Origin of the sequence: Serratia aquatilis (assembly GCF_044865145.1) — a bacterium.
In the GTDB taxonomy this organism is placed as follows: domain Bacteria; phylum Pseudomonadota; class Gammaproteobacteria; order Enterobacterales; family Enterobacteriaceae; genus Chania; species Chania aquatilis.
The window spans coordinates 1,896,510-1,914,372 of the sequence record NZ_CP173186.1 but is presented as its reverse complement, the minus strand read 5'-3'; the positions used below and the strand labels follow the sequence as shown (position 1 = coordinate 1,914,372).

14 protein-coding genes are annotated in these 17,863 nt (G+C 49.8%); 5 read left to right on the top strand and 9 right to left on the bottom strand.

Annotated features, from left to right (window positions below; genetic code table 11):
• Positions 1-95: 95 nt before the first annotated feature.
• Both SAQUA_RS08590 and SAQUA_RS08585 read right to left on the bottom strand, forming a co-directional pair.
• The gene (locus SAQUA_RS08590) at positions 96-2,159 is read right to left on the bottom strand and encodes a right-handed parallel beta-helix repeat-containing protein (protein ID WP_380672592.1); all 2,064 of its coding nucleotides are present in this window, start codon (positions 2,157-2,159) and stop codon (positions 96-98) included.
• Between the two features lie 75 nt (positions 2,160-2,234).
• On the bottom strand, positions 2,235-3,809 hold the full coding sequence (locus tag SAQUA_RS08585) for an MFS transporter (RefSeq protein WP_380672591.1): 1,575 nt from the start codon (positions 3,807-3,809) through the stop codon (positions 2,235-2,237).
• A gap of 500 nt (positions 3,810-4,309) precedes the next feature.
• On the opposite strand from SAQUA_RS08585, the gene SAQUA_RS08580 reads away from it, so the two are divergent.
• The gene (locus tag SAQUA_RS08580; protein ID WP_380672590.1) at positions 4,310-5,476 is read left to right on the top strand and encodes an oligogalacturonate lyase family protein; all 1,167 of its coding nucleotides are present in this window, start codon (positions 4,310-4,312) and stop codon (positions 5,474-5,476) included.
• Between the two features lie 18 nt (positions 5,477-5,494).
• The gene (locus SAQUA_RS08575) at positions 5,495-5,818 is read left to right on the top strand and encodes a cupin domain-containing protein (RefSeq protein ID WP_380672588.1); all 324 of its coding nucleotides are present in this window, start codon (positions 5,495-5,497) and stop codon (positions 5,816-5,818) included.
• A gap of 94 nt (positions 5,819-5,912) precedes the next feature.
• Here the strand turns inward: SAQUA_RS08575 and SAQUA_RS08570 are convergent, their stop codons facing one another.
• Positions 5,913-8,966 (bottom strand): autotransporter outer membrane beta-barrel domain-containing protein, encoded by a 3,054-nt coding sequence (locus SAQUA_RS08570; protein ID WP_380672586.1) that lies wholly within the window; start codon positions 8,964-8,966, stop codon positions 5,913-5,915.
• Between the two features lie 1,076 nt (positions 8,967-10,042).
• Between SAQUA_RS08570 and yfcG the strand changes: the two genes are divergently transcribed.
• From yfcG to SAQUA_RS08555, 3 genes are all read left to right on the top strand, one after another.
• Positions 10,043-10,666 carry a GSH-dependent disulfide bond oxidoreductase gene (gene yfcG / locus SAQUA_RS08565; RefSeq protein WP_380672584.1) on the top strand — a complete coding sequence of 208 codons (624 nt, stop codon included), beginning with the start codon at positions 10,043-10,045 and terminating at the stop codon, positions 10,664-10,666.
• Positions 10,667-10,804: 138 nt separating this feature from the next.
• Entirely contained in the window at positions 10,805-11,182 is a 378-nt protein-coding gene (gene folX / locus SAQUA_RS08560; RefSeq protein WP_380672582.1) for a dihydroneopterin triphosphate 2'-epimerase, read from the top strand.
• A 27-nt stretch (positions 11,183-11,209) separates the two neighbouring features.
• Complete coding sequence (locus SAQUA_RS08555) at positions 11,210-12,115, top strand: TIGR01777 family oxidoreductase (protein ID WP_380672580.1); 906 nt, start codon at positions 11,210-11,212, stop codon at positions 12,113-12,115.
• A gap of 67 nt (positions 12,116-12,182) precedes the next feature.
• Here SAQUA_RS08555 and hisP read toward each other — a convergent pair whose 3' ends face one another.
• The 6 genes from hisP to purF form a co-directional block, all read right to left on the bottom strand.
• Positions 12,183-12,956 (bottom strand): histidine ABC transporter ATP-binding protein HisP, encoded by a 774-nt coding sequence (gene hisP, locus SAQUA_RS08550; RefSeq protein ID WP_380672577.1) that lies wholly within the window; start codon positions 12,954-12,956, stop codon positions 12,183-12,185.
• Between the two features lie 17 nt (positions 12,957-12,973).
• On the bottom strand, positions 12,974-13,681 hold the full coding sequence (locus SAQUA_RS08545; RefSeq protein ID WP_380672575.1) for an ABC transporter permease: 708 nt from the start codon (positions 13,679-13,681) through the stop codon (positions 12,974-12,976).
• Complete coding sequence (locus SAQUA_RS08540; protein ID WP_380672573.1) at positions 13,678-14,364, bottom strand: histidine ABC transporter permease HisQ; 687 nt, start codon at positions 14,362-14,364, stop codon at positions 13,678-13,680. Before SAQUA_RS08540 ends, SAQUA_RS08545 begins: the two co-directional genes overlap by 4 nt.
• A gap of 107 nt (positions 14,365-14,471) precedes the next feature.
• A complete protein-coding gene (gene hisJ, locus SAQUA_RS08535) occupies positions 14,472-15,254 on the bottom strand; it encodes a histidine ABC transporter substrate-binding protein HisJ (RefSeq protein ID WP_380672571.1) in 783 nt (260 codons plus the stop codon).
• A gap of 362 nt (positions 15,255-15,616) precedes the next feature.
• Entirely contained in the window at positions 15,617-16,189 is a 573-nt protein-coding gene (locus tag SAQUA_RS08530) for a UbiX family flavin prenyltransferase (RefSeq protein ID WP_380672569.1), read from the bottom strand.
• A 135-nt stretch (positions 16,190-16,324) separates the two neighbouring features.
• A complete protein-coding gene (gene purF / locus SAQUA_RS08525; RefSeq protein ID WP_380672567.1) occupies positions 16,325-17,842 on the bottom strand; it encodes an amidophosphoribosyltransferase in 1,518 nt (505 codons plus the stop codon).
• Between the last annotated feature and the right edge of the window lie 21 nt (positions 17,843-17,863).

The window sequence follows — 17,863 nt, the reverse complement described above, 5'->3', positions numbered from 1 at the left end:
GTCAAGATGACGGGAATAAGACGAGGCAGGGCCAGTTGGGAACAAACATTTCTCTACAATGAAACAGGCCGGGTTCCGAAGAACCCGGCCTGAAATCACCTCTGGGTGCTAAAAATAAAGGCATTATTCTCTGCAATCTGCCCCACTACGGCGTCAGCGTATTCTCCTGGTTTGGTCCGTAAGGAGAGATTTCCGCTAAATATCCCCTGTTTATCCTGAGTCGTGTATGGACCTGGGCGGAAAATATAGTTGAACCGTAGGTTATCGAGGGCCGTATTGTTAGCGAGTTTCAGAGCTCCAGGGTTAAAATTGTCGGTAAAACCATCCATACCGTTCTCGATGGCCAGGCTGTCAGAAACCTGATGAGCCACCGGTAAACCTTCACCACCCAGTTTGAAGCCGTTATTAGCATTACGCAGTGCGACGCTATTCTCAATAACCACACGCCCATTCGGGCCATCCTCAATCTTGTTGAACAGATCGTAGCCATCATCTGCGTTGTCATGCGAGAAGCAGGATATGAGCCGATTACCGTCGCCCACGCGCATTTTGACAGCAAAGCCATCGGCATTGATCATGCCCGGGTCCTTATTCGCATAAGACTCGGAGTGAGAGATCAGGTTATGGCTGGCCCACAGTGGCCGATCGGTTTTAGCCGGTGAGGAAACAACAATTCCTGTATCGTCCGCATGATGTGCAACGACCCGTTCAATATGGTTATGGCTACCCTCGATGCGGAAGCTTTTTTCTGTCACCGCAATGTCCTGAATATTCCAGTAGCTGGCTTCCAGGTTAAGCCCATGCAACACCACGTTTTTGCCTAACGGTTTGAGCTTTTTAGGATGGGCAGATGTTCCACTAGCAGACGCAGGCAATACGCTAAATGGGTATTTACCCTCTTCCAGCCAGAGCACCCCACCTGGAGCCAGTGCTTGCGCAGCAGTAGCCAGATCCAACGGATGTTGCTTGCTGCCGTCATTCTCTGCTTTACCTTGTGGAGAAACGTAGAGATTAGCGCTATCGGCATAACGGGTTTTATGCACTACCAGGCTATCGGTGAGAGTTTTACCATTCAGTGGCGTAAAGCGATATTCCAGTTGGGTATCCGCTTGCGTCAGAGGCACTTTCACGGCCAACATCTCTCCCGCTTTCACCGCTCGTTCTGCTGCAACCACCACACCATCTTTAATCAGCGTCAAGGTGCCTTTCTCGTTGCTGCGCAGTTGAAATACATAGTCATCAGATGCTGCAAGCTTTGCCGAGCCGATTTCTATCTGTGTCGGTAATGTTTTAGCCACGAATTTCTCTGCCGCAGGCAACTTACTGCTACTGAGTGTCAAGCTGGCCTGATTGACTGTGATACGTGCATTTCGCGAAGCAAAAAAGCCAATATAGTAGCCATCAGGATCGAGTTTAGTGACGCGATGCGGGTCCCCGGCATTCTGGCTGACCCAATTATCGCTACCCTGCGGCGCATAAGCAGCGGTAAAGCCCTGATCGGTGCGGGCCAAACGGAGTCGGAAAGTCGGGGTTTTAGCAACATCGACCTCTGGTTGGTAACCTTCACGCTTAATCTCAACGCCGCCATTCCCCCAGGAGTTAAGCACGCCATTACGGGAAATCATGGTTAACTTGACCCGGTGATTATCTTTCTTGTCCTGCGTCATGATCGCATTCATCACCATGTTGGCTGCCGCAGGGAATTCCTCATAGCCCGGCTCTATTTTTTCCAATCGCGGTTTGCCAAGAATATCGCGGATCAATAGCCCTGCGCCTTCCTGTCCGGCGGGGAGCGCCTCATTTTCTGGACCAAATTGCTCAACAGTAATTTCTGCTTCCAATAATGCATTCGCATTGGCGGGAATTCGGGTGTAATAGAAGGTCAGTCCATCATGGCTGTTAGCAATTTTACCGCCTCGGCTTTCCAGATGAAACGGCGTCTTCAGCGGTCCCGCTTGCACTACTTCACCATTGGCCAGCGTCGCTTGATTAGTGCCCACCTTGTTTGGCAGCACGTTGGTCGCGAAATTGACATCCGTAGACTGACCAAAAGCGATAGTCTGCCAGACCAATTCATTGGCAGCAGGCAATTGCCCTGCGCTAGTACAGTGACTGATACTGGCCAGTGCAAAAAAAATCGACAGAGGAACAACCTTCATTTCCCTTTCCTTTTATTGGCATCAGTGGATCCCCTCGCCTTGCGGTGAGGGGAACAGAACACATGGTTTTTTGGGTTAGGCCTGTGAGGCAGGCGTATACACGGTGGAGGCTATTTCGGGTGGCATATTCATTTTTTGGCAGATCTTACTGTTGCCCCAGCATTGTTCATAAGGCAGACCGACCAGTTTTTCGATCACCAGACGAACTTCTGGCTCAATGTCGGCGATTTTGCCGCCAGCTTTGATGCGGGCAACTTCGTATAGCACCACACGGTGAGTTTGGCGGTTAAGCGTCATCTGGCTGCTGAAGACAATCGCCACCAGTGCCAATAAAATCACACCGGCAAAGAACACCCAGGAAATCGCAGTAATGGCCGTTTCTGGCTGGGTATGGGATTTAGACTGGAAACCGTAATAGCTGAGAATAGCTCCCATTGTGAAAACGATAATCGAACGGACAATCTTACCGGAGAATGTCATCGCTCCCGCATAGATCCCTTCACGGCGGCGGCCGGTAAAGACCTCATCCACATCGGCCAGGAAGGTATAAACCGTCCAGGGAATGTAATACACCCCACCAGTCCCTAAGCCAAATATCACCGTGATACCAATGATGGCTGCGGTGGCATAGTGAGCAGGCAAGCTAAAGAAATGCAGCAAGGAGTAACAACAGACGGCGAACATCACGATCCCAAGAGCCCAGCAATAGGGCTTACTGAAGCCTTTCTTCACGCACAGGCCAATAAAGATAGCCGTCGATATCAATTGCAAGATGGCGTTCAGGCTGTTCAACCCTGCCAAGATAGCGGGATCGTACTGCAGAACAAAGATCACGAAATAGGTGAATACCGACGCAAACAACCATTCGGCACCAAATCCGAACAGATACATTCCCAGGTGCTTACGGAACACACGCAGGTAGAACGTCGATTGCATATCACGCGCCAGACAAGTCAGCGTTTTCATCAATGACTGTTTAGTCTTGACCACCGCAGCTGTTTCATCCTTTCGTTCCCAAGAGAATAGGTAAAGCGTACCGATGGCAATAAATAGGATCACGCCATATGTTATGCCGGTATAGAGGAAAGGTTGGGCCGACTCTTTACCGTAAATAAGGATAAATTGACCAGGAATGAATGCAGCCAGGAAGTTGGCCATTTTGCCAAAAATCGCTTTATACCCGGTCAGCTTGGAGCGCACCGCGAAGTCATCGGTCATCTCGGTCGCCAGCGTTTCATACGGCACCATGACCGAGGTATAAATCAGTTCAAAAATCACATAAGTGGCTAAATAGTACCAAAAACCGAATCCCTCAACCCACAGCAGCGGGTAGAAAACCATCAGAGGCGCACCAATCAGCACAAAGAAACGCCGCCGACCGAAACGCTTACCGAGCCAGGTATTGCCAAAGTTATCGGTCAGGTAGCCCATTACCGGGTTACTGATAGCATCAATAACGCTAGCTACGGAGAAAATAAAAGAGGCTTCCAGCAGCGTCAGCCCACAAAACGTGGTGTAAAAGTACAACAGCCAGGCGCCACTGATCGCCAGCGCGCCACTCCCAAGCAAGTTGCCTCCACCATAAGCCAACTGGTGCCCCAGCGTGACCTTACGTCCTTTCTCCAAAGGTTTACTACTGTTTGTTGTCATCTATTCTTCTCGGTATTAAAATGAACCGTAATTTCATTTTTAAAGGAATGATGTTTTATACTTGATTGGCGAGGCAATTTGATGTGATATAAATCACATAAAGTGTAAGGATTATTAATTTAGCTGCATTCAGATCGTGTCCTGTGATCGAGCATAGCCCCGTTGCTGTCCTTCAAGGCTTGGATGGTCTGAGCATAAGCGGTTCAACTTGCCGGCAGCAGCAACGGGTAATGCCAAGTGTTGCGAGTTGAATATTTACTTAGCGTGATTAAGCAGAATGCAACGGTTCTCTGGCTGTTGACCATGACTAAAACAGGCATCCAGCGCTATGCCGGGGAAGGATGTACAAATTATGAGATGTCGATCGCAGAAATCATTAGACTGGGTTGGCCTACCGCCTCACTTTGATATCATTTTTCTAAATTTATGAAACAATGTTTTATTAATTAAGGAACTGCTCAGCTTTGGGCGGTTCATCGCTAAGGTTAAGGGAGGCCATTGTGGCTAAAGGTTCAATCCTGAATTTCAATTTTCATCGTTCTACCGATGAAGGCACTGGCGCGGAGATCATCCGTTTAACACCGCCGGACGTGCTATGTCACCGGAATTATTTCTACCAAAAATGCTTCACTAAAGACGGGAATAAGCTGCTCTTCGCCGGGGAGTTTGACGGCAACCGCAACTATTACCTGCTCGACCTGCAAAAGCAGCAGGCAGTCCAGTTGACTGAAGGTGCCGGTGACAATACGTTTGGTGGCTTTTTATCGCCAGACGATCGCTTTCTCTATTATGTAAAAAATGAGCGCGAACTGCGTCGGGTAGAGTTGAGTAATTGCCAGGAAAAAACGATCTATCAGGTTCCTCAAGAGTGGGTTGGTTACGGTACCTGGGTTGCCAACACCGAATGCACCAGCCTTGTGGGGATCGAAATTGCCGGTAAAGACTGGGAACCACTGACAGATTGGAAGATTTTCCACAGTTTCTTTACCAAAAATCCTCATTGCCGACTGTTACGTGTCGATCTGGTTAACGGTGAGTCCCGCGTGATTTACCAGGATAACCTCTGGCTGGGCCACCCAATCTATCGTCCTTACCATGATAACTGCGTCGCATTTTGTCACGAAGGTCCGCACGATCTGATCGATTCACGGATGTGGTTGATCAACGAAGACGGCAGCAATATGCGAAAAGTAAAAGACCATGCCGAAGGTGAAAGCTGTACTCACGAATTCTGGGTACCAGATGGTTCAGCCCTGATGTACGTTTCTTATATGAAAGGTCAGCAAGAGCGTAATATCTGTCGGTATGTTCCAGAAACTGGCAAAGATGAAGTCGTGATGAAAATGCCAGCCTGCTCGCATCTGATGAGCAACTACGACGGCAGCATGCTGGTTGGTGATGGTTCGGCATCTCCGGTAGATATCAAGGATTCTCAAGGCTACACCATCCAAAATGATCCTTGGCTGTACGTGTTCGATGCCAAACAGAAGCGCCAGGCGCGTCTGGCGGCACATAACAGCTCATGGCGAGTATTGAATGGCGATCGGCAGGTTACGCACCCGCACCCATCCTTCACTCCGGACAACCAGCAGGTGCTGTTCACTTCCGACTTTGAAGGTCAACCGGCACTTTATCTGGCCCGATTGCCAGAAGATCTGTTTGCCTGATATCGCAGAGGAATAAATATGTTTATCTACAAACAAGAGTGTTTACTGGAAGATTTGGGGGGCGGCATTACGCGGCGCGTCCTTGCCCATGGCGGAACCATGATGGCAGTGGAAGTCAACTTTGAACAAGGGGCGATTGGCACCTTGCACAGTCATCCGCACGAGCAGCTTACCTATGTACTTTCTGGCCGCTTCAGTTTTACTATTGATGGCGTTACTCAGGAAGTTGGTGCTGGCGACACGTTGTACAAAAAACCAGACGTCGTTCATGGGTGCGTGTGCCTGGAGGCGGGAACACTGCTCGATACCTTTACCCCACAGCGTCAAGATTTCCTGAACTGAAACTTACTGCTTTGTCCCCCGGCGTTACTACGCCGGGGGATCCCTCTGCTAATAGCGATTATCGCATCAGTCAGGAACAGTAAATGCATCAGGCTTAGAAGTTATATTTCACTCCTAGCACCACCGCCGTATCACTATACCCTTTGTTACCGACCTGCTGGCCGACATTACCCCACAGATTGAACTGCTTGTTGATTTGGCCTTCTACACCGAGCTTCAATTCACCGATATTGGCAGCACCGTCCTGTTTTACCGTCACATTATCCAGAGTAACGCCAAAGTCTTTGCTATTGTGGATCCAGCTGGCTTCAACAAACGGCTGGAATACGCGGTCCTTGCCTTTATCCTGTTCACTGTAACCATTCATAAAAGCTTTCACTCCCAAGCGAGTCTGGATATTACCGTTACCATCACCGGAGACATGAGTACCGTTGATTTCAGTGTGGTCATCAGCTTTCACCCCCATCCAGGTGAGTTGCGCCTGGGGCTGGATAAAGTAAGTCGCATTCTTGGTTTTACTTTCACCCAATTTGAAAGTGTAACCGCTTTCAACAGAAGCGGTGAACCCCTTGGATTTATAGTCTTCAGCATGCATGCTCTGCCCATTAACGGTATTGTTGAACCAGCTGTATTGCAGCCAACCGTCTACGTAGAAACCCGATTTATCGGCCTGATTGGCATACCAGGTGCCGTAAATGCCAGTACTGTAGCCGTCGATAGAAGCATTACTGCTATAGCCGGTCAAACTCGAGTTGGTACGGCTCTTACTGTTGGCGTAGCCCGCCATAACCCCCAGATGCAAACGGTCCATATTGTTGCTGCTCCATTGAGCGATATCTCCCCCGAATTGCATCACGTAACGGTTTGCCTGCGTGCTCAACTGACCTGAGTTATCTCTGGAGCGGTTATGGCCACCCTCATTCCGCAACCACAAGCTGGTGACTTTCTGTTCACCGGTCAGCACATCGATATATTGGGTTTCCCCCAGCCGGTCATGCAAGCGGGTAATAAACATCGTATTGGCCGCGGCCAGATTGGTTGCATAACCGCTGGCCTCTGGGCGTATAGCAGTGACCGAGGGTTCAGGGGTTGGTGGAGTGGGAGGAGTAGGTTCTGGTTCTGGTTCCGGCGGCGGGGCGACATATTCACTGGTCAGATACCAGTTACCAGCATTGCTACCAGTCCCACGGATAAGCGAGTAATCATAAGCCCCCGCGACGATACGGCCATTTTTAGTGAATATACCGTCAGAAAGACCGTTGACTTCTACCAGTTCAATACCGTTCAGGGTAGCGGCACCGCTGCCACCAGCATTGGTCACGCTCACTAAAGTTGTACCTGAAGTATTCCCTTGTACCACCAGTTTATCGGTCGCAGAGGTATCATCATTCAGCACCGAATTAAAAATCAGCACCCCATTGTTGCCGGTATAACTTCCGTTTACAGTCAGGACCGTACCGGGGAAACCGTTAAACATCACCACACCTGCATTGTTCAAGCTGGCCAGCGTCTGGTCATAGCCCGCCATGTCCAGCGTTCCTGCTGTGCCTACCGTATAATCCGACACGGCACTGAACGTCCCGGTACCGCTGGCTTGTAGTGTTCCGACGTTCACATTGGTCGCACCGGTATAATTATTGGCGGTGACTAAACGGGTCGTCCCGCTGTTAACTTGATTAACGGCCACGCTCCCGGTCAATAAAGGGACGAAATCGATATCATCGGTGTGGTTGAAGTTCACGGTAGCATTGCCTAAACCACCGGTTATAGAGCCCGTAGCTAAGCTACCTGACTGGCCACCATTACCGATATTTACAGTACCAGTTGAGTTTGCCAGTGTAGCCAGATTGACCGACGGTGTAGTAATGGTGCCACTGTCAGCCACAGTGATAGCCCCTGAGCCGCCATTTGCCACGCTAAGAGCGCCGGTATTGGCCCATAAGGCGTTCGCCCCCGACACCAGCGCAGAGCCATTGCTGCCAACGTTCTGACCAACAGTGCCATTGGCGCTATTAACCACCCCACCGTCAAACACATTGAGTGTACCGTTACCCGCAGCGCCAACCGCCAGTAAACTACTGGTATTCCATTGTGAACCGGTACCCGAAACCGTGGCAGTGCCGTTAGCACCGAACTGCGTCCCTATGTTAGCTGCATTGTCACGAGCCGTGCCGCCATTGAGGATGTTTAACACCCCAACCCCAGCTCGACCAACGTCGATGGTGTTGGTATTGGTCCAGGCCGAGTTAGCACCGGTTATAGTGACAGTGCCATTCGCGTTGCCATAGTCAGCGATGATACCAATCCCACTGGTTACAACTGCGCCATCAGCCACGGTTAGCACCCCAGTAGCCGCCTCACCGACTTGTAAATAGTTCGCGTTGTTAAGCGCGGAACCGGCACCGGTGACCAATACGGTTCCATTGCCCAGCCCTATCTGATAACCAATACTTGTAACGTTACCACCCGCATTCACCACGCCACCATTTTCAATGGTCAGATAACCTGTTCCCTCTTGGCCCACCTCGAGTGACGTACTGAAACCCGACGTCGCGAGAGTCGAGCCAGCACCGGAAACCAGCACCGAACCAACTGCCCCAACACCGGAACCAATACTAAAATTAGTAAGGTTACTCAAATACCCGCCGTCTAAAATATTTATCGTCCCCGTACCGCGGTTACCAATAGCCATAGCCGCAGCATAGTTTAACTGAGAGCCGGCTCCAGTTACCGTTAGCGTGCCAGTATCACCTGCATCCACACCCAGTAACCCTACATAAGTGCTACTGCTACTGGGCGTTGTTAGCGTGCCGCCGTTGCCGATCAGTAAAGAACCGTTACCTGAAGCTCCAATATAAAACGAGCCGACGCTAATCGCCTGGCCATTAATAGCAGGTGCCGTTGGGCCAGTGGTATTAATTGTGGCGCGATCCGTTGTACCAGGGACCGCATTGACATCCCAGTTGCTGGCCGTTGACCAATCAGTAGAAGTATCTCCAGTCCAAGTTCCCGGAGCAGCATGAGCAGGTCGGACGACGCTAGTCACGGTGAGTGCCATTACTCCCCAAAGAGCTAGGCGTACGCCGGCAGAAATTGATGTCATAAAAAATATATTGCCGGTACAGTGGGTGTTAATAACCTTACTCACAGTTTCCACCTTGATATGTATAAGAAAATTTTTTGAATTTCATATTTTTAGATAGCGAACTTGATATGTTCCACAAGTTATCGCTCTATCATTCTGGGAGCGATGCAGCCTAATCGTTATTGCTTTCAAGCGAACGCGCAATCCATTTGGATTAACATAAAAATGATCACTCATACATTGCAGGGATAACTTGTAATTCGCCGCACAGCATATTTAGTTGAAAGCAACGCCATGTGTTTTTACTAATCACTTGTACTATAGAACCAGTCAAGCGATTGACAAGCAACTGCAGTTATGGGCAATACGTATGTAAATATGTATCGCTTATACGTGCTTATTTTCAATAAGCACTGAATTCAAACCATTATTTCTAATTAAAAAAACCAACTTCAACTTCAATTTGCAACATTAATAATTTATTTTTCATGATAAAAAGTCGAAAATTCTGAAATAATAGTGTATTACTATAAAAAATCTGCCCATGTTTTTTTTAAAAAAAATCAGGAATGAACTGAACCCAGTCCTCCAAGGTAAACTATCGCTAAAAATTAGAGTAGAGCACGCACTCAGCATAGGTTCATTGTATAGGGGTGTTTTAATTGAATTTTGTCATACTAAGATCTGGATCCAACTGCATCGAGTTGGTTGAGCTAAAATACATATTTAATACAATTTAAGATTGCCATTTTTCTCTGTCATAATTGATTAAATATGTATGGTTTTTAGGTGGTGATAAAAGCGGTATATACCCAAGTTACTTCAAGTTGCATGACAAAAACGCAATGCGTTTTTGAACAGCGCTTGCGCTGCCCCGAAGGGGCGAGGCCCAGCATGGGCTGAGTAACGCAGCCAACACCCATGCAGCTTGAAGGGCGACGGGTATACTCTAAATAATCTGAGTTGCAAGAAGGTGGCAACAGAGTGAGTCCTTTGGCGGTTACTCAGACAAGCGAAAGGACAAGCGAAGAAAGCCAACGCACATGTGACTTAAAACATGACAACGAAGCAAGAACGTTCCCATAGTTTCTACAGTGCCAACCGATCTTATCGTGATATTTTATAAGGAAAATTATAATATGATTGATCTGTATTACGCGCCGACTCCCAATGGGCACAAGATTACCCTGTTTCTGGAGGAGGTGGGTTTGCCTTACCGTATCCACAGCATCAATATCAGTGCTGGTGAACAGTTCAGCCCAGATTTCCTGTCCATCTCACCCAACAACAAAATCCCGGCGATCATCGACCATCAGCCTGTGGATGGCGGCGCTCCGATCAGTCTGTTTGAATCCGGTGAGATCTTGCTTTATCTTGCAGAAAAAACGGGCAAACTACTGAGCAAAGGCCTACGTGAACGTGCAGCAACGCTGCAATGGCTATTCTGGCAAGTAGCCGGATTTGGCCCCATGCTCGGGCAGAACCATCACTTCAACCACTATGCTCCACAGCCTGTCCCTTACGCTATTGAACGCTATCAGGCAGAGACCAGACGCTTGTATGCCGTGCTCGATGCCGAGCTGCAAAAGCACCCTTATCTGGGAGGAGACAACTACAGCATCGCCGATATTGCCACCTATCCATGGGTAGTCTCTCACCAACGTCAGCGTATCGATCTTGCCGATTATCCGGCAGTATGCAACTGGTTTGAACGCATCAGCAACCGCCCGGCAACTGAACGAGCCTATAAACTGGCGAACTAATTACCAGGCTGCATCCAGTTATTGAAGGGTGCAGCCTGTTATACCCTTGCCGCGATTTTTAACGCTCTGGCTACATTATCTTTTCTGCACTTTCCGTGTATTCTTGTTACCAATATTCAGACATCCGGAGAATCTCTGATGCCACTCACCCAGCCCGACGCCATTATCCGTATCAAAAATTTGCGGTTACGAACTTTTATTGGCATCAAAGAAGAAGAAATCAACAATCGTCAGGATATCCTGATCAACGTCACTGTCCATTACCCAGCGGATAAAGCGCGTAACAGTGAAGATATAGAAGATGCTCTGAATTATCGCACCATTACCAAGGCAATTATCCGCCATATCGAGGATAACCGCTTCGCCTTGCTGGAAAAATTAACCCAGGATGTGCTGGAAATAGTAATACAGCATCCGTGGGTAACCTATGCTGAAGTAGAGATAGATAAATTGCTGGCCCTGCGTTACGCCGATTCGGTTTCCATGACCATGAGCTACCGTAGGGATACTGCTTAGTACCCACATTTATCAGGGAGGCCGACCATGAGGATCCTCATCACTGGCGCTACAGGATTGATCGGCAGCAGCCTGACAAGGCAGCTGCTAAACCTGTCGCATGAGATTACCGTGTTGTCTCGCAATGTTACCAAAGCGCGCAATCAGTTCGGCGAAAAGGTCAGCTACTGGCCTTCACTTAATGAAATACGCTCTCTGGATGGTTTCGATGCGGTTATTAACCTGGCGGGAGAACCCATTGCCGATAAACGCTGGAGTAAAGCGCAGAAAGATCGTCTGTGCCGCAGCCGCTGGGAACTGACGGAGCGTTTGGCGGCCTTGATCAATGCCAGCTCCACACCGCCTTCAGTGCTGATTTCAGGCTCTGCTGTTGGTTTTTACGGCGATCAAGGGCAAGCAGTAGTGACCGAAGATGAATCTCCGCATAATGAATTTACCCATCAGCTCTGCCAACGCTGGGAATCATTGGCACTCCGGGCGCAGAGTAGTGAAACACGCGTTTGTCTGCTGCGTACCGGTGTCGTTCTCGCTCCCAAAGGCGGAGCATTGGCAAAAATGTTGCCCCCATTCCGCCTGGGTATTGGTGGGCCGATAGGTGATGGCCGTCAGTATCTGCCCTGGATCCATATTGAAGATATGGTCAACGGCATTATTTATCTGCTGGATCATCCCCCTCTCAGCGGCGCTTTCAACATGGTTGCGCCTTATCCGGTGCACAATGAGCAGTTCACAGCCACTCTGGCAAAGGTACTCGATCGTCCCGCATTTCTTCGAGCTCCAGCATTTGCCATGCGCTTGCTGATGGGGGAAGCCGCCGTACTGGTGTTAGGCGGTCAACGGGCAGTACCCAGAAAACTGGAGGAAGCGGGTTTCAGCTTCCGCTTCTTTGAGTTGGAGCAGGCACTGGACGATGTGATTAATCAACAGGCATGAGCGGCTTGTTGTTGGTGAGCCTCCTCCCTGAGGCTCACCCTGTACTTTCAGCCACCCCGGCTGCCCTCTATTTGAGGGAACCCGAAAGGAACTGCTGCAGACGCGGGCTTTTAGGATTACCAAAGACCTCGGTTGGTGGCCCCTGTTCTTCAATCAACCCCTGATGCAGGAAAATAACGTGGCTCGATACGTGCCGCGCAAACTCCATTTCATGAGTTACCACCACCATGGTTTTCCCCTCTTCTGCTAGTTTCTGCATAATGCGCAATACTTCACCCACCAGCTCTGGATCCAGAGCCGAGGTCGGCTCGTCAAACAGCAATACTTCAGGTTCCATAGCCAGTGCCCGTGCTATTGATACGCGCTGCTGTTGCCCACCAGAGAGGTGCACCGGGTATTTGATTCGAGCACGTTCATCAATCCCCACCTTGTCGAGGTAGCGTATTGCACGCTCACGCGCCTCGGTTTTGCTCAAACCTAAAACCTGAATCGGTGCCTCCATCACGTTCTCCAACACCGTCATGTGACTCCACAGGTTGAAATGCTGAAATACCATCGTCAGACGGGTGCGCAAAAGTTGCAGTTGTTTCTTGTCGAACACCTTTAGCTGCCCGTCTTTATCGCGCACCATACGAATATCTTGGTTATTCAGGCTGATCGCTCCTTCACTTGGTTTTTCAAGGAAGTTAATGCAGCGCAGAAAAGTACTTTTACCGGAGCCAGAGGAACCAATAATACTGATCACATCCCCCGCGTTGGCGAGCAGCGAAACCCCTTTCAGCACTTCATGGTCACCATAACGCTTATGTAGTTCGGTGACGGCCAATTTATTTTCAGACATGGTGTTATTCCCGTCATTCATCGATGGGTTACGTGAGCCATCCAGCGCTTCTCAGCCTTACGAAATAGGCTGATCAACGTGTAAGACACTATTAGGTACAGCACCGCAGCAATACCGAATGCATAAAAAGGCTGATAGGTTGCCGCATTAATATCGCGGGCAATCTTGAGCAGATCGGGAACTGTAGCGGTGAAAGCCAGTGCCGTGGAGTGCAGCATAAGAATGACTTCATTACTGTAGGCCGGTAATGCCGAGCGCAATGCTGAAGGTAAAATAATGCAGCGGTACATTTTAAAACGCGAGAAGCCGTAGGCATTGGCCGCTTCAATTTCCCCGTGCGGAACTGCTCGAATAGCACCCGCGAAAATTTCCGTGGTATAGGCACAGGTATTAAGGGTAAATGCCAAAATAGTACAGTTTAATCCACTACGGAAAAATGCATTGAGAAAGTCGGTACCACGCACGATGTCCAGGCTATACATACCGGAATAAAACACCAGCAGTTGGACGTACAGTGGTGTGCCGCGAAACACGTAGGTATAAAACCACACCGGGAGCCGTAGCCAGCGAATAGAAGAAACCCGCGCCACCGCCAGCGGAATCGCAAGTAGCCCCCCCATCACCACCGATAAAATCAGCAGCCATAGCGTCATCGCCAAACCGGTAAAACGGTAGCCATCACTCCATAGCAAAGGCTGCCAGTACTGATGCAGGATATCGATCATAGTTCGGCCCTTTTGACGCCTAAAGAATAACGCCGTTCAAGCCACAGCAACACGCCGTTGGAAACGGTAGTGAAAAACAGGTATACCGCACCGGCAACAATGGCATACAAGAAAGGTTGATAGGTTCCTTTGCCCGCCAATTGCGTCGCTTTAACTAAATCGTTCAGGCCCAGAATAGAGACTAGCGCCGTAGCTTTGAGGATGACCTGCCAGTTATTACCAATGCCAGGTAAGGCAAAACGCATCATCGCAGGGAACATTATGCGGCGAAAGATCTGCCCATTGGAGAAACCGAAAGCGGTAGCAGCTTCGATTTGCCCACGAGGTACCGCCAGAAAGGCACCACGGAAGGTTTCAGTGAAATAAGCGCCGTAGATAAACCCGAGAGTAATGATGCCAGCACCGAGTGGATCAACATCGATCTGGGAAAAACCGAGGAACTCAGTGAGGCTGTTCAAGGCAATCTGTAGACCGTAAAAGATAAGCAACATCAACACCAGATCGGGCACGCCACGGATCAAGGTGGTATAAGCGCCGAATATGGCTGATATGATAGGATTTTGTGAAAGTTTCCCACCGGCACCGATTAAACCAATCACCACCGCCAGCAGAACGGAACTGAGGGCAAGCTCCAGCGTAACCAGAGCACCCTCGACTATCAGTTGGGAATAGCCTTGCAGCATTTACTTCACCCTGTCGTCATTGGATCTCGAACCAGCAGGTACAGCTTTGGTTCGCGCGGGCCCGGCTAAACCGGACCCGCAGCTACAGCATGATACAGAACGGGGTATCAGCCACCGTAGACGTCAAAGTCGAAGTATTTTTTCGCAAACTTGTCGTAAGTACCGTCTTTACGCATTTCAGCAAAGGCTTTATCCAGTGCCGCTTTTAATTCCGTGTCATCCTTGCGCAAGCCCATCCCAGTACCTACACCAAAGAATTTATCATCTTTCACCGACTCGCCGGCGAATGCATAATCCTTCCCAGGCGGTTGTTTCAAGAAGCCGTCACTGCCTGCCACCTCATCCTGGAAGGCCGCATCGATGCGCCCAGATGCCAGGTCGGCATATACCAAGTCCTGATTCTGATACGGCACAACCGTTACCCCTTTCGGCTGCCACATAGCGTTGGCATAGGCTTCCTGAGTCGTCCCCTGCAACACGCCTACACTCTTACCCTGCAATGCTTCCGCAGTCGGCAGGACCTTGGAGCCTTTTGGTGCGATCAGGCGCGCATTGGCCGCATAGAGTTTGTCTGTAAAGGCAATCTCCTGCTGACGTTTTTCGGTAATCGACAAGGAAGAAATAATGGCATCGATCTTCTTCGCTTTCAGAGAAGGGATTAGCGCGTCAAAATCGCTTTCAACGAATGTACACTGAGTATTTATGCGCTTGCACAACTCTTTGGCCAGATCGATATCAAACCCGACTAACTCGCCCTGCGCATTTTTAGATTCAAAAGGCGCATAAGTTGGATCGGTACCAATTTTAAGCGTTGTTGGTAAAGCAGCGAATGCACTACTCATTGCGCTCAGCGCCAAGACCAAAGGAAGAACCAAAACTCGCTTTTTCATAGTCACCCTCAAATTGATTTTTCCGATGCCACTACGGGCACTACCTTCATTCACCCAATCATTTGCAGCAATCGTGCCAGATCTCCGTTACATGCCAGGCAGAAAGACTCCAACCCTGGCAAAACGATTTCTATAGACCAGTGCTCCAACAATTGAACGGCCAACAGCAGTCGCACCTCGGCTCCCCAGTAAAAGCTGAAAACCTGATATTGCGTGCTTGATGGAATTAGGCTGTGTCCCTCAATTGCACCTAAACACTATTGGCGATCATTTGAGGGACACAGCCTGGGATCATTATGGTGCATAAACCGCACTAAATCAGTGCTGTGTTGCACAAATGTTTAAATTTAGGGATTAGCGTGTTAATTAGCGCCTTGCCAGCGGGTAAACAGATCTTGCGGGAGTTCGATATCAAACTGGTCGATCACCCGGTTAACGGTCTGATCGATAATGTCGTTCAGCGTTTGCGGGCGATGATAGAAAGCGGGAACCGGTGGCATAATTATCGCCCCAAGTTCTGCCGCCTGGGTCATCAGGCGCAAATGGCCCAAATGCAGTGGCGTTTCACGCACGCACAGTACCAAAGAGCGACGTTCTTTAAGTACCACATCGGCTGCACGAGTAAGTAGCCCATCGCTGTAACTATTCACAATACCCGATAATGTCTTGATTGAGCACGGTAAAATGGCCATTCCCATGGTTTTGAAAGAACCAGAGGAAATACTGGCGGCGATGTCGCGCGAGTCATAGACCACATCGGCCAAAGCCTGAACATCGCGTAGACTCAGCGAAGTTTCCAATGCCAAGGTCTGCCGAGCCGCATTGCTCATCACCAGATGGGTTTCCACGCCTTCCACGCCACGCAAAACCTGCAGCAAACGCACGCCGTAGATTGCGCCACTGGCGCCGGAAATACCGATAATGAGTCTTTTCATCAAGCTGGCCTCTGCCGGGGAATATCTGGTTAGAATAGTCGAATCCGGGCCGACTTTGCAGCAACCTTTGCATATTAGCAAGCAGGGAAGGCGTGCACCGCAGCGGACGCCACGGTGCACCATTTTGGCAAGGGCTTATCCCTCGTTGTGCATTTCCAGATTTTCAGCTTCAGTCTGGCCGCGTAGCGCCTTGGCATCATCATTGCGTAGCGCTTCCAGATACTCCAGATAGCTCTGATCGACATCTTTGGTCACATAAATGCCGTTAAACACCGAACATTCAAACTGAACGATATCCGGGTTATCTTCACGCACCGCCTCAATCAGGTCATCCAGATCCTGGAAGATCAAGCCATCTGCGCCAATGAGCTGACGAATTTCATCCACTTCACGCCCGTGGGCAATCAGCTCCGTAGCGCTAGGCATATCAATGCCGTAAACATTAGGGAAGCGGATTTCCGGGGCCGCAGAAGCCAAATAAACGCGTTTTGCCCCTGCGTCACGTGCCATTTCCACGATCTGTTCAGAGGTGGTACCACGCACGATAGAGTCGTCGACCAGCAATACATTCTTGTCACGGAACTCGGCACGGTTGGCGTTTAACTTGCGGCGCACCGACTTACGGCGAGCTTGCTGGCCCGGCATGATAAAGGTACGGCCCACATAACGGTTTTTAACAAAACCTTGGCGATAGGGTTTATCCAGGATGCGCGCAATTTCCAGCGCGATATCACAAGACGTTTCCGGAATAGGGATCACGACGTCAATATCCAGGTCTTCCCATTCGCGGGCGATCTTTTCACCCAGCTTCTGGCCCATGCGCACGCGTGCGCTATAGACAGAGATTTTATCCATGAAGGAATCAGGACGGGCAAAATAGACATATTCGAACAGGCACGGGTTGGTTTTTGGATTTTCTGCACATTGGCGAGTAAACAGTTGGCCCTTTTCGGTGATATACACCGCTTCACCAGGCGCAACGTCACGCAGGAACTCAAAGCCCAGCGTATCCAGCGCAACGCTTTCAGAGGCGACCATATACTCACAACGGCCATCTTCCAGCTCACGTTTACCGATCACCAACGGACGGATGCCGTTCGGATCGCGAAACGCCACCAGGCCGTGGCCGATAATCATCGCCACGCAGGCATAAGCACCGCGCAATTGCTGGTGCATCGCCGCAACCGCAGTAAAAATATTGTCTGACTCCAACGGGTAATGTTGGATACGGTCCAGCTCGGTAGCCAGCACGTTCAACAAGATCTCGGAATCGGAAGTGGTATTGATATGACGGCGGCCACTTTCAAACAGCTTTTGGCGCAATTGATTGGCGTTGGTGAGATTGCCGTTGTGTGCCAGCGTTATGCCAAACGGTGAGTTAACGTAGAAGGGCTGAGCTTCTGAAGCGCTGGAGCTGCCAGCCGTAGGGTAGCGCACATGGCCGATGCCTATGTTGCCCTGCAAACGCAGCATGTGCCGAGCTTCAAACACATCCTTCACCAAGCCATTTGCCTTACGCAGGCGAAACCCATTATGGTCATCAATGGTGACGATGCCTGCGGCATCTTGCCCACGATGCTGAAGCACCATTAACGCATCATAAATAGACTGGTTTACCGGCGTGAAACCGGCGATACCGACAATACCGCACATGTTGTCTTTTCCTCTAAGCCG